General features: G+C 44.8%; 13 protein-coding genes. 7 read left to right on the top strand and 6 right to left on the bottom strand.

Translation table 11 applies throughout. The features are described 5' to 3' along the window. Positions 1-3: 3 nt before the first annotated feature. The 7 genes from purH (at position 4) to BC643_RS23560 (ending at position 9,416) form a co-directional block, all read left to right on the top strand. The gene (gene purH / locus BC643_RS22140) at positions 4-1,593 is read left to right on the top strand and encodes a bifunctional phosphoribosylaminoimidazolecarboxamide formyltransferase/IMP cyclohydrolase (RefSeq protein WP_120275531.1); all 1,590 of its coding nucleotides are present in this window, start codon (positions 4-6) and stop codon (positions 1,591-1,593) included. Positions 1,594-1,644: 51 nt separating this feature from the next. After that, the gene (locus BC643_RS22145) at positions 1,645-2,667 is read left to right on the top strand and encodes a rod shape-determining protein (protein ID WP_120275532.1); all 1,023 of its coding nucleotides are present in this window, start codon (positions 1,645-1,647) and stop codon (positions 2,665-2,667) included. Positions 2,668-2,700: 33 nt separating this feature from the next. After that, positions 2,701-3,564: a rod shape-determining protein MreC gene (gene mreC, locus BC643_RS22150; RefSeq protein WP_120275533.1), complete on the top strand. Its 864-nt coding sequence runs from the start codon at positions 2,701-2,703 to the stop codon at positions 3,562-3,564. Continuing rightward, positions 3,557-4,066 carry a rod shape-determining protein MreD gene (locus tag BC643_RS22155; RefSeq protein WP_120275534.1) on the top strand — a complete coding sequence of 170 codons (510 nt, stop codon included), beginning with the start codon at positions 3,557-3,559 and terminating at the stop codon, positions 4,064-4,066. Before mreC ends, BC643_RS22155 begins: the two co-directional genes overlap by 8 nt. Before the next feature lie 2 nt (positions 4,067-4,068). After that, positions 4,069-5,895, top strand: a complete 1,827-nt coding sequence (mrdA, locus tag BC643_RS22160; RefSeq protein WP_120275536.1) for a penicillin-binding protein 2 — start codon at positions 4,069-4,071, stop codon at positions 5,893-5,895. Beyond that, entirely contained in the window at positions 5,895-7,322 is a 1,428-nt protein-coding gene (gene rodA, locus BC643_RS22165) for a rod shape-determining protein RodA (protein ID WP_120275538.1), read from the top strand. Before mrdA ends, rodA begins: the two co-directional genes overlap by 1 nt. A gap of 150 nt (positions 7,323-7,472) precedes the next feature. Then, the gene (locus tag BC643_RS23560) at positions 7,473-9,416 is read left to right on the top strand and encodes a glycoside hydrolase family 97 protein (protein ID WP_147377303.1); all 1,944 of its coding nucleotides are present in this window, start codon (positions 7,473-7,475) and stop codon (positions 9,414-9,416) included. 42 nt (positions 9,417-9,458) lie between these two features. On the opposite strand, the gene BC643_RS22175 is transcribed toward BC643_RS23560, so the two are convergent. The 6 genes from BC643_RS22175 to BC643_RS22195 form a co-directional block, all read right to left on the bottom strand. Further along, on the bottom strand, positions 9,459-9,797 hold the full coding sequence (locus BC643_RS22175; RefSeq protein WP_170154658.1) for a BACON domain-containing protein: 339 nt from the start codon (positions 9,795-9,797) through the stop codon (positions 9,459-9,461). A 218-nt stretch (positions 9,798-10,015) separates the two neighbouring features. Next, positions 10,016-10,477 carry a cupin domain-containing protein gene (locus BC643_RS22180; RefSeq protein WP_120275543.1) on the bottom strand — a complete coding sequence of 154 codons (462 nt, stop codon included), beginning with the start codon at positions 10,475-10,477 and terminating at the stop codon, positions 10,016-10,018. Positions 10,478-10,692: 215 nt separating this feature from the next. Next, on the bottom strand, positions 10,693-11,355 hold the full coding sequence (locus tag BC643_RS22185) for a cation diffusion facilitator family transporter (protein WP_147377304.1): 663 nt from the start codon (positions 11,353-11,355) through the stop codon (positions 10,693-10,695). A 95-nt stretch (positions 11,356-11,450) separates the two neighbouring features. Next, positions 11,451-11,654, bottom strand: a complete 204-nt coding sequence (locus BC643_RS23335; protein ID WP_147377305.1) for a hypothetical protein — start codon at positions 11,652-11,654, stop codon at positions 11,451-11,453. A 109-nt stretch (positions 11,655-11,763) separates the two neighbouring features. Then, a complete protein-coding gene (locus BC643_RS22190) occupies positions 11,764-12,366 on the bottom strand; it encodes an acyl carrier protein phosphodiesterase (RefSeq protein WP_120275546.1) in 603 nt (200 codons plus the stop codon). 51 nt (positions 12,367-12,417) lie between these two features. After that, on the bottom strand, positions 12,418-13,332 hold the full coding sequence (locus tag BC643_RS22195; RefSeq protein WP_120275547.1) for a DMT family transporter: 915 nt from the start codon (positions 13,330-13,332) through the stop codon (positions 12,418-12,420). Between the last annotated feature and the right edge of the window lie 5 nt (positions 13,333-13,337).

A 13,337-nucleotide genomic window follows, 5' to 3' on the forward strand; every position in this document is an offset into this window, starting at 1 on the left:
TAAATGAAGGATTTAAAAAAGATAAAATCAGCCTTGATCTCGGTTTATCATAAAGATAGACTGGATGTCATTGTAAAAAAATTAGATGAACTGGGTGTTAAACTTTATTCGACCGGCGGAACGCAATCGTTTATCGAAAGTTTGAATGTTCCATGTACTGCAGTTGAAGATTTGACGGGGTATCCGTCGATTCTGGGTGGACGTGTAAAAACCCTTCACCCTAAAATTTTTGGAGGTATCCTGAATCGCCGTGACAACAGCGGTGACCAAGAGCAAATTGCACAGTACGAGATTCCTGAAATCGACCTGGTTATTGTCGATCTTTATCCTTTTGAAGAAACTGTTGCTTCGGGCGCATCCGAAGAAGACATCATCGAAAAAATCGACATCGGTGGTATCGCGTTGATCCGTGGTACAGCGAAAAACTTCAACGATGTGATTATCGTTTCTTCACGCGACCAATACGAAGAATTCATCGAATTACTGAATACCAAAAACGGCGAGAGCACATTGGAAGACCGTAAAGCATTTGCACGCAAAGCATTTGCAACCTCTTCTCATTACGACTCGGCCATTTTCAACTATTTCAACGGTGGTATCACCGACAAAAACCGTGTTAGCCTGAACGACGGGAAAGTATTGCGCTATGGCGAGAACCCTCACCAATCGGCTACTTTCTACAAATTCGACAACGCGGATTCGAAAGTGACTCTGGCAAATGCGGAAGTATTGCAAGGCAAGGAATTGTCGTACAACAACCTGTTGGACGCCGATGCAGCCTGGAAATCAGCTTCGGATGCCTATCACTCGATTAACCACATCGAAAACAAAGTTGCTGTTTCTGTCATCAAGCACTTAAATCCTTGCGGATTGGCAGTTACCGACAACATCCTGAAATCGTTGGATTTGGCATGGGAAGGTGACCCGATCAGCGCTTTTGGTTCGATCATCTGCTTTACTGACACGGTTACTGCGGAAGTTGCAGAGTGGTTCGGTAAGAAATTCGTTGAAATCATCATCGCTCCGGCCTTCACTCCTGAAGCACTGGAAATTTTCGCAAAAAAGAAAAACCTGCGTTTACTGGTAACTCCGGTTAAGGCTGAAACGACCGGTGAAAAACTGTATCGTTCCATCAGCGGAGGTATCTTGGTACAGGACGAAGATGAGGGCATGGATGCAGAATTCAAAAATGTCACAAAAATTCAGTTTGACAGCAATAAAATGAATTTGGCGAAGTTTGGTATTACAGCGTGCAAGCACCTGAAAAGTAATGCCATCGCGATTGTCACTGAAAATACCGACGGTTCGTTTTGGCTTACAGGTGCCGGAATGGGACAGCCAAACCGTTTGGACAGCATGCGCCAATTAACAATGCCTCGCTTTGATATGAAAGAAGGAATCAAGATTGAAGAATCAGTTGTGATTTCGGATGCCTTCTTCCCATTCAGAGACAGCATTGAAGCCGCTAACGAATATGGTGTGAAATACATCGTAGAGCCGGGTGGCAGCATTCGTGACGAGGAAGTAATTGAAGCTTGCGATGAATTCGGTATCGCGATGCTGTTTACCGGTCGTCGTCACTTCAAACATTAATTTGTAACAACAATCGGTCATTAACTTTTTGACTTAGGGAGACGATAAAATATGGGATTGTTTTCATTTTTAACCCAGGAGATTGCGATTGACCTGGGGACTGCCAATACCATCATCATACAAAACGACAAAATCGTATTGGATGAGCCATCGGTCGTTACCATCGATATGAAAACGGAAAAGCTTTTTGCCATTGGTGAAAAAGCCCGTCAGATGGAAGGCCGTACGCCACCAAACCTGAAAACGATTCGCCCGTTGCGTGACGGTGTGATCGCCGACTTCAACGCTGCAGAGCAAATGATTCGCGGGATGATTAAAATGATCAACCCGAAATCGCGTTTGTTCACACCATCGTTAAAAATGGTTGTTTGTATTCCTTCAGGCTCAACTGAAGTTGAGATTCGTGCGGTGCGTGACTCTTCGGAGCATGCCGGCGGACGCGAGGTGTACATGATTTACGAACCAATGGCTGCTGCAATCGGTATCGGTCTGGACGTAGAAGCGCCAGAAGGAAACATGATTGTCGACATCGGTGGTGGTACAACCGAGATTGCCGTGATCTCGCTTGGCGGTATAGTAACCAACAAATCGATCCGTATTGCCGGTGATGACCTGACTGCGGACATCATGGAATACATGCGTCACCAACACAACATTAAAGTTGGGGAACGCACTGCCGAAGATATCAAAATCAACGTTGGATCAGCCTTGTCACAATTGGAAGACCCACCAAACGACTACATCGTTCAGGGGCCAAACCAAATGACAGCATTGCCAATCGAAGTTCCGGTTTCGTACCAGGAAATTTCACACTGTCTGGAAAAATCAATTTCGAAAATTGAAACCGCTATTCTGAGTGCATTGGAATTGACGCCTCCGGAGCTTTATTCAGACATTGTGACAAAGGGTATTTACCTGGCTGGTGGTGGTGCCTTGCTTCGTGGTTTGGACAAACGTTTATCCGAAAAAATTAATATTCCGTTCCACGTTGCCGAAGACCCATTGCGCGCAGTAGCCCGCGGTACCGGCATCGCACTTAAAAACGTTGATAAATTCTCTTTCCTGATCCGGTAATCCCAGAGCAGGAAAGAGCAAACTTTCCGGTGAATGAGAAGTTTGTTACGCTTTCTGGCGCGAAATTATTTCTTTTTATTGTTCCTGTTGCTCGAAGCAGTCAGTATTGGACTGATTGTGAACTACAACAACTTTCAACGCGTTCGCTTTTTCAACTCGAGCAACAGCGTCACAGCTTCGATCTACGAAAAGTTTAATGCTATTACAAGCTTTTTTGCACTGCAAAAAACCAATGCCGAACTGGCGGACGAAAATGCTCGTTTGCGCACGCAGCTTGAGCAATATAAACAGGTATTCATCCCGCTGGATTCGATGAATATTGCTGAAGGGAAAGAAGAGCAAGAACTGCAAACACCTGACACAACCTTACGCCAGTTTGATTTTATCCCGGCCAAGGTTGTCAACAACTCGTTTATCAAACAGTACAACTACATCACCATAAACAAAGGAAGTAATGATGGCGTTGCTGTTGATATGGGGATCATTGGTCCCGGTGGTGTTGTTGGAATTGTGACCAGCGTATCGAAAAACTACGCAACAGGCCCGACAATCCTAAACAAACGGTGGTCGGTTTCTGCTAAAATCAAAAACTCCAATTATTTCGGGACACTGGCCTGGGACGGTATCGATCCGCATGTTGCCCGGCTAAATGAAATTCCGTTTCACGTAAAGATGGAAGTTGGTGATACCATTGTTACCAGTGGATTCTCCGATGTATTTCCGGAAGGTGTTCCGGTTGGTATTATTGAAAAGTTCGATCATGCGAGCGGACGTAACTTCTTCGACATTTCGGTTCGCCTGCTGACGAATTTTGCCAACCTGAGTTACGTTGAAATTGCGAAAAACAACCATTTGGAAGAGTTGATTGACCTACAGAAGATGAATACAAATGAATAGTGGCATACTCAAATATATCGCTTCGTGGATCATCCTCGTGCTGATCCAGGTTCTGCTGCTCAACCACATCCAAATCAGTGGTCTGATCAACCCGTATTTGTATATTCTTTTCATCCTGACCTTGCCTTTCGGCACACCAAATTATTTGTTGCTGCTACTTGGATTCTTGTTGGGATTGAATGTCGATATATTTTCAAATACAATCGGAATTCACGCAGCTGCCACGACCTTTCTGGCTTTTATTCGCCCGTTTGTGATTAACCTGATTTCTTCGCGCGACGTGCTCGAATTAAACCAGGCACCCCGCATCTCTGAACTGGGCTTCGCCTGGTTCTTCCGCTATACGGTTATCCTGGTTTTGGCGCATCACCTGTTCCTGTTTTTCATCGAAGTTTTTACCTTCCACGGATTTTTCTACACATTGCTCCGCGTTCTGTTTAGCTCGGCGTTGACGATTGTATTAATAATTATTAGTCAGTATATTACTGCAAAAGAAAAGTAGCTGTGGATAAATACGCCAAACGAAAATATATACTGGGAGCCATCTTCGTCTTGGTGGCGTTAATCTTCATCTTCAGACTTTTTTCGCTGCAGGTACTCGACAGTTCCTACAAACAGTACGCGACCAAAAACGTATTGCGGAAGGTGATTAACTATCCGGCCCGCGGATTGATTTACGACCGTAACGGCGAATTATTGGTTTACAACAAAGCTGCCTACGACTTACTGGTTACCCCGCGTGAAGTCTCAGCTTTCGACACCACTCAGCTGTGTTCTATTCTGAAAATCGAAAAGAACGTCCTTGTCGAAGAACTGCGCAAAGCAAAAAAATACAGTCGTTACAAACCATCGGTTATTGTGAAGCAGCTATCGCCGGAGATGTACGCGATGCTGCAGGAAAAACTTTACAAATATCCCGGATTCTTCGTTCAGACACGTACTTTGCGCGAATACGCCCATCCGATTGCAGCTCACATGCTCGGTTATGTTGGTGAGGTAAATCAATCGCAAATCAACAAAGATCCTTATTACGAACAGGGTGACTACATTGGTATAACCGGGATTGAACGCGCCTACGAAAAAGAACTGCGCGGACACAAAGGCGTTAACTTCTTTTTAGTTGACGTACACAACCGCCTAAAAGGTGCCTACAATGATGGCAATAGTGATACAGCTGCCGTACTTGGCAACAACCTGACGACGACTATCGACGCCAAGCTGCAAGCCTACTGCGAGTTACTCATGCAGAACAAACGCGGTGCTGTCGTGGCTATTGAACCAAAAACCGGTGAAATTCTTTGCTTTTACAGTGGCCCCGACTACGATGCCAACTTGCTTGTTGGCCGCGAGCGAAGCAAGAATTACCAAATGTTGCTGAATGACACCCTGAAACCACTAACCAACCGGGCAATTTCTGCAGCTTATTCTCCGGGATCTACATTCAAAACCCTGAACGCCTTGATTGCTTTGGAAGAAGGAGCAATTACTGAAAATACTTCTGTTACCTGTTACGGGAAAGCGTCATCACCAATTCGCTGTACGCACAACCACGAGTCACCGATTCGTTTGCAAGGTGGTATCCGTGAATCCTGCAATCCTTATTTTTGGAATACATTCAAAAGTACAATCAATAAATATCCGACTGCAGAAGAAGGTTACAACAACTGGCGTGAACACATTCTGAGCTTCGGTCTGGGCCAGACTTTGGGGACTGAGTTTTACGGAGAATCAGCCGGAAACATTCCCCAATCGTCATATTACGATCGGTTTTTCGGCAAAAAGAGATGGAACGCGCTAACAGTTCGTTCACTTTCGATCGGCCAGGGGGAAATCATTGTTACACCTTTGCAAATGGCAAATATGGTTTCGGTTATCGCCAATCGTGGCTATTACATCGATCCCCATATTGTAAAATCGGTAACTGATCCGGAGAACGAAGTTCATCCACTCGAATTTGCCCGGAAAGATGCGATGGTTCATCCCGAATATTTTGAACCTGTCATTGACGGAATGCTACAAGTGGTTGACCAAACAAATACGCGCTACACTGCTCACGTGGAAGGAATTGAAATTTGTGGTAAAACCGGAACTATTCAAAACAGTCACGGTTCCGACCACTCGGCTTTCATCGCTTTTGCCCCGAAGGATAATCCGCAGATCGCAATTGCGGCATACGTTGAAAATGGAGTGTGGGGTGCGCGCTATGCCGCTCCGATTGCCAGCTTGATGATTGAAAAATATTTGAATGACTCGATTGGTGCACCCAACCGGATCGCCCTGGAGAAAAAGATGATCGAAGCAAACCTGTTAAATCCAAACCAACCGAAATAATGGCAAGCAGAAACAACATATGGGCAAACCTTGACTGGCTGACGATTGGCATCTACGTGTTGTTGGTTTTTATGGGTTGGATTAATATTTACGCTGCTGTGTTCGATGAAGACCACGCCAGCATTTTGGACATGAGCCAGCGCTACGGTAAACAGTTGATCTGGATTATTGCTGCATTTGTTTTAGCCGGCGTGCTCATTCTTATCGACAGTAAGTTCTACGTCTCCTTTGCCTACCCGATTTATATTGTCACCATACTTTTACTGGTAGCTGTCTTGCTTATCGGGTCCGAAGTAAAAGGGGCCAAATCCTGGTTTCAGATTGGCGGCTTCGCCTTTCAGCCCGCCGAAGTCAGTAAACTGGCAACTGCCTTGGCCTTGGCAAAATTCACCAGTTCGTACAATTTTAAGATTGAAAAATTGCAGTCGATCCTCGTGATCGGGGCAATTATATGTACGCCTGTCGCGCTTATTTTCCTTCAAAACGACACCGGATCCGCCCTGGTATTCGGCGTATTTGCGTTTGTGCTTTACAGAGAAGGAATGTCGGGTGTTTTCCTTTTTATGGGTCTTTTAGTTGCCATTGTTTTCATCCTGACGTTAGTACTACAACCTCTTGTCACGATTGCGGTAATAACCGTTTTAGCGATATTGGCCAACTACTTCGTCAATCAGAAGTTTGTGGAAGCCCTGAAGGCACTCGGAATTTCGGCCAGTATATTCATGATTTTGTGGTTAACCAACTCGCTTCTTAAGCTTGAAATATCTTCCGTTCGCATTGCATTGTTCTCAGGGATCATCGCTACCATCATCTTTGCTGTTTATGCGTTGCGCCATCGATTAACCCAACTGCTGATAATTCTCGTAGTTTACATCGGGTTGATGTTTTTGATCTTCTCGGTCGACTACGTTTTCAATAATATTTTGGAACCTCACCAACGTGCCCGTATCGAAGAATTGTTGGGTATCAAGTCCGATCCGTTGGGCGTTGGCTACAACGTGAACCAATCCAAAATCGCTATTGGTTCCGGTGGAATGTTGGGTAAAGGTTTCCTCAACGGAACGCAGACTAAATTCAACTTTGTGCCGGAACAAAGTACCGACTTCATTTTCTGCACCGTTGGCGAAGAATGGGGTTTCTTCGGCACAACAATGGTTGTCCTTTTGTTCCTCGGCCTGCTCATCCGGCTGGTCTTCTTAGCGGAACGGCAACGCTCGGTTTTCAGCCGCGTGTATGGCTATAGCGTGGCCTGCATCCTGTTCTTCCACCTGGCAATCAACGTTGGGATGACCATCGGCTTGGCTCCGGTTATCGGTATTCCTCTCCCCTTCTTCAGTTACGGAGGATCTTCGCTCTGGTCGTTCACCATCCTGTTGTTTATTTTTCTGCGTTTGGACGCCAGCCGAATGGAGAAACTGAGCTACTAGAAGTATCTTGATTCCTTCGCGCAAATCGATATCCGAACATCCTATTTGGCTTTAATTGATTCGTTTTGGAGAACCGATGTAAATAGATTTTTTGTATTTTCAGCTTTCAAACTCAACAACCTGAATCTGATTCAGCTAAATCTAAATAGCATGAAGTTTCTACAATCAAGCTTTATAATGGCGCTGTTAACATGCGCGCACTTCATCTCCAACGCACAGGCTGTGACAGTGAGTTCTCCCGATGAACAGATTAAAGTGACCATCGAAAATACTCAAAAGTTAAGTTACTCGGTCGACTTCAATGGACGGGAAATTATAAACACCTCTCCTTTAGGCTTCGAACTTAAGAACGAAGAAGACATGACGGGCAACTTCACGATTCAGAAGCAGCAAACGGAGTCTGTCAAAGAAACCTGGAAACCAGTGGTTAAATCAAAACACGCAATAGTTGAAAATAACTACAATGAACTGACTTTGGAACTGAAAGAGCAATCCGGAAGTGCGCGCCGAATGGATCTAATAGTGCGCACTTACAACGACGGAATTGCTTTTCGCTACAAATTATACCGCTCCGAAAAAATCGGAAATCGTGAGATCACCTGCGAAAAGACCGGATTCAATATTCCGGGTGATCCAAAATCCTGGATCGTTGAGTACGGTGGATACTCGACCTCGAATGAAGCCGAGTACTTCGAGCGAAAACTTAGCTACCTGACGGAACAGTCGATTGCCGGATTACCGGTATTGATGGACTACGGCAACAATTGTTGGGTCGCCATTACAGAAGCAAATATTGACAATTACGCTGCTTTTTACATCGGTACAAACGGGCAGACAGATGAGTTAACCACCAAGCTGGTTCCGATTCCGGGAGAACCGGAAAACGGCGTGAAAGTGCGGTTTGATGACGAAATCTGCACACCGTGGCGCGTGGTTATGATTGGAGAAACTCCCGGCACATTGATTGAATCCGAGATCATTCAAAATTTGAACGAGCCTTGTCAAATTGAAGATCCTTCGTGGATTGAACCCGGCAAAAGCGCCTGGGATCATTGGTGGAGCGGGGAAGTAAAAATGGAGATGCCGGTGATCAAAGAATACATTGATTTCGCATCGGAGATGGGCTGGAAATACATGCTGGTTGACTGGCAATGGTACGGCCCTTTTAATTCGCAGGAAGCCGACATTACGAAATGGGCTCCTCAACTGGATATGCCGGAAATTATCAGCTATGCCGCATCAAAAAATGTCAAAATTATCTTGTGGTTGTACTCCACCGACGTGAACCGAAATTCCGCCTATAAAGAGGCTTTCCCCTTGTATCACAAATGGGGAGTAGCTGGTATCAAGATCGACTTCATGGATCGGGACGACCAGCAGATGGTGAACTGGTACCACGATATTATCCGATGTGCTGCTGCAAACCAATTGCTGGTCGATTTCCATGGCGCGTACAAACCCGACGGCATCATCCGCACCTACCCCAACATGATTACCCGCGAGGGTGTGATGGGCAACGAATACTACAAATTCTCGGACAAAATGAGCCCGGAACACAATGTAAAACTTGCCTTCACCCGTATGTTACTTGGACAAATGGATTACACGCCCGGTGGATTTTTGAATGTAACCCGTGAGGATTTTCAGCAAAAAACGCCAACTGTTGTTTGGAATACACGTGCAGCTGAGCTGGCCAAATTTGTGATTTACGAAAGCCCGCTAACAGTTGTTTGCGACCATCCGAAGAACATTCTCGACCAACCCGGTTCCGATTTTCTGAAAGTTGTTCCGACCGTTTGGGATGATACGCATTTCATAGGTGGATATCCGGGCGATTACATCGCTTTGGCGCGGCAAAATGCAGAAACATGGTACATCGGAGTACTGAATAATAGCCAGGCCAAAGAGATTGTAGTGAAACTCGACTTTATACCAAAAGGAACTTACGAGATCGAGTTTTGGGCCGATTCAAAAAAATCGGACGAAATACCGACCGAACTAGTGCAGAAAACGCAATTCGTGAAAAGCGGCGATTCCATTAATCTAAAACTGGCCAAGAACGGCGGGTACGTAGCTATCATTAAAGCGAAATAAAATTGCCTTTATTTTTACCAAACAGCAAAACCTTTACTGAAGTCAATTTGCAGCCTGCGTAACTTTGATGCTATCAAAATAATCGCCGGCTTCCAGGTAAACAATTAATGTCCGCTCGGCTCCTGTGGTATTGGCATCCATGCTCACAACGATCGTCGTCAAATCGCTGCGCTCAATCGAAAACTGATCTTCGTCTAACGTATATGGCGCAGAGCTGAGATCTAATTCTACGGCGTCATAATAATAAATGTCGTCATCAAGAGAAGCGCCATACACCCACCACGATTCTCCTTCTGTTGTAATTGTCGCCGAGCCGCCGGTAGCAGCCAAACTAACTTCTTTAGTGGATAATTTAATAATGTCATCCCAGAGTCCATCCACCTGCTCTTCATTTGAACAGGCCACCAGTGCAAAGACACATCCAAGAAAAATAACAAGTTTCTTCATCGTCGGAATTTAGGGTTGGTGTAAATGCTTTTGCGTTGCTGTTTAGAATAGATGGTATTGCACCGGTTTAGTTGCGTCGAAATCGGATGTCTACGTTATTTGTTCTATTGTTACTTCGAAATGGCATTCCGGAAATAAACAAATAGCCGAATCTACAAATCTCTCCATTTTGCCTCACAGGACACTCGCTCGCCATCGTCGGTCGTATATTCTTCCAACGAGTCTTTTTTTGATTGCACACAGATGTACACCATTTCCACGTCGGAAGTATTACATAAACTTCGAACTCCCTCCGGTGCAACCCGAATGACACTCCCCTCCTGTATTGGGAAGCAATCGTCGTCGACCTGGTAATAACCTGCCCCACTCAAAATGATGTAGGTTTCTTCATCCTTATAATGAAGGTGAAAATAGCCCAATTCGGTTTTCGGTGGTATTGTCGTAAACGAAATCTCAGTCCCTGAGGACAGCGTCGGCTCTTTCAGAAATACTTTTCCTTTCACCTCTTTTCCCGTTTTCGGATGGATCAGGGAGTAGGATTTCACATCTGCTAACCGGCCAATATTTATTGCCGTAAAATTCTTGTTTTCTGCAAGTTTCTTTATTTGCTCCATGGCTTCGACTTTTTGTTTCCCGATGAATAGTCAAGTTACGAGCTTTCGCTCTGATTCCGGATAACACGGTGAGATTCTTAGCTTAAAATTAATCATATAACAAAGCCCGGCAGCAGTTGCTAACCGGGCTTTAAACCGAGTTCGATACCTTTTCTCCATCGGCCTTTTTAGAATCTCTTAAACGCAATATTTTTGAAGTTTTAAATCACTCCTACCTAATGATGATGGTGGTGTCCATGATGTCCGTGCTCTTCTGCCTCTTCCATATCGAGTAACGATTTGCCGGTCTCCTTCAGCAAACCAACTGACCATTTAACGATGACCAATGAACTGAGAACAGCCGCGATCGTATCAATAAAGGGAATATCCCAGACCATTGCTGCGGTCAATCCCAAGATGGCGGATACACTGGTCAGAGCGTCGGCGATAACATGCAAATAAGCCGCGCGAATGTTGTGATCCGAATGGTCATGATCGTGATGGAGCAGAAAAGCACTGGCAATATTAACCGCCAATCCGATAATTGCGACCAGAATAGCTTCTTTGTAAACAATGGTTACCGGCGTGAAAAAACGCTCAACAGCCTCAACCAGGATTACAATGGCAAAAATCAGTAGCATTAAACCACTACTGTAGCCCGAAAGTGAGAGAATTTTATCGGAGTTTCCGGAAAACGAATCGCTCTTGTTAACTCTCCGGACAATCACGTAAGCCAGCCAACTCAACCCGATCGCCAATACATGCGATCCCATGTGGATGCCGTCGGCCAGCAGAGCCATCGATTTTGTAGTTAATCCAAAAATAATTTCGACGACCATGGTCACTGCCGTCAGCAAAACCACCCACATGGTTTTACTTTCGTGTTGATGTTTTTCCATACAGAGCGAATAAAGGTTTGGATTGGTGAAAGTAACCGCTTTCATTCGCCCCGTCAATCCCAAGATCTTGGGATTTTTTTAGATTTCCATGAAGCTCATTTTTTCCTATCTCTCCTTTTTCTTCGGTAATAAATGAGAAAGATGACCAAAGCAATCGGTATGACGAGATAGAGGATAATGTTGAATAAAGTTGGTGCAACGGGTTCGGGCACGGGCGGCGGATAATGTTCGGGCGTTTGAGCAAAAGCTACGACCATCCCCTGGAAAACCATCATCAAAGTTGTTAATTCGCGTTTCATAGCTTCTCGTTTTATTGTTAGAACTCCTTATAACGAAGCAATTGAAACGGCCAGTTTGTTCAGTCAGCAACACTCCATTTCCGGATACAATCACGACACTCTTCTGCGTTTATTTGACCTTCTTCAAGATATTAACATCAAAACGCTGTTCCGCGTGCAATACCAATTCTTCAAAAAAACGTTCAAACAATTCTTTCAGCTCGGCAAAATTCCTTTCCAGCACAGCGATCGCTTCGTTGGTATGATCGGGCAGACTGGTGCGGTGCGCCATGATGTGCAACGATTGTTGAATACCGTCGAGCTGCGCATATGACTCGAGCCGTTTGTGTTGAATAAGAAAAGGCAGGAAGCCTTTTACACGGTTTGGCAGTTGAAAAAAATTGGACAGCAAAACAGCATGCACATGTTTCGCGAATTGTCTAAGCGTGTAGGGCGAATATTCGCGCCAGTATTTGGCAAGAAAATGATCGAAAATAACATCGGTAACAATTCCGGAATAACGGCCGTAAGCCGGGCGAAAGAAATCGGCAGCTTCTTTCACTACCGGATGGGTATCGGTAAACGAATCAATCGCACGATGTAAAAGAATTCCCTTTTGGACGTCTTCAGAGTAACGCAGGTATTGTTGTCCTTTCACATAATCGCCAATGAAATTCCCCAACATCATCTCATCCGATTCACCCGACAAATATAAATGTGCTAAATAATTCATGACTTCTACATTCTTCTCCTTTCACGCAATATGCTTGCCGCGTATTTAAGACTACTGCGAAACCTTCCCTTTCCGATTAAGGTAAGGAAGCTTTGCCGCGGAAATCAAAATTACTCCAAGCAACGTCAACAAACCGCCAACCAGCTGATGCAACAAAGGGAACGTCCCAAAATAAATAATGCTGCCAACCAACACGAACACCACTTTCGTGCTTTGCACAATCGACGATTTCGACACTTCAATGTAATGAAACGAATAATAAATCAGCAACAACGCGATGAAGGGTCCCAAGGTGGCACCAATAGCAATGTTGACAAATGCACGAAACGGTATCTCGAACGACTGCCTGTAAAAAATAAACATGAGCAAGGAGAACACAAACAGCCAAATGGAACGGTTTGTATTGATCAGCTCGGGCGACATATCACGCACATTTATTTTGACAACAATTGAAGCAATGGCTGCAAATATGCAATTCAACAACACAATGCCCGCACCGGGAATAAAGAATTCAGAAATCGTCGTACCCCCTTGGTAACTTACGATAAAAGCGCCGATCAGGGCAAGCACCGCTCCAAAAGCTTCCATTGCAGTAAAACGCTCTTTCAGAAAAATAATTCCCATGCCCGTAAGCAATACCGGGTAAAGATTTCCCATGAAACTGGTCACTGCCGGATCAGGAATAATTTGGATGGACAAAAAGAAAAAACTGGTTGTGATGATCTCTAAAATTCCGAGCGTAATCAGGGTACGTATTTGCCGTTTGCTCAATGCCCGCACATAGCGGTTATGTTTGCGGTAAAACAGCCAAACCAGATTCAGAAAAGCTCCGATGCCAAACCAATACATGCCGAACTGGCTCAGGTGCACCTCATTCAGCGCCGCTTTGCTGAAAATGTAGATATTCGAAAAAGCAATGGTTGCAATCAGTGCGAACAGGTAGCCTTTCAGGTTTTCAGATTTCATTCGGG

Source organism: Mangrovibacterium diazotrophicum (assembly GCF_003610535.1).
In the GTDB taxonomy this organism is placed as follows: domain Bacteria; phylum Bacteroidota; class Bacteroidia; order Bacteroidales; family Prolixibacteraceae; genus Mangrovibacterium; species Mangrovibacterium diazotrophicum.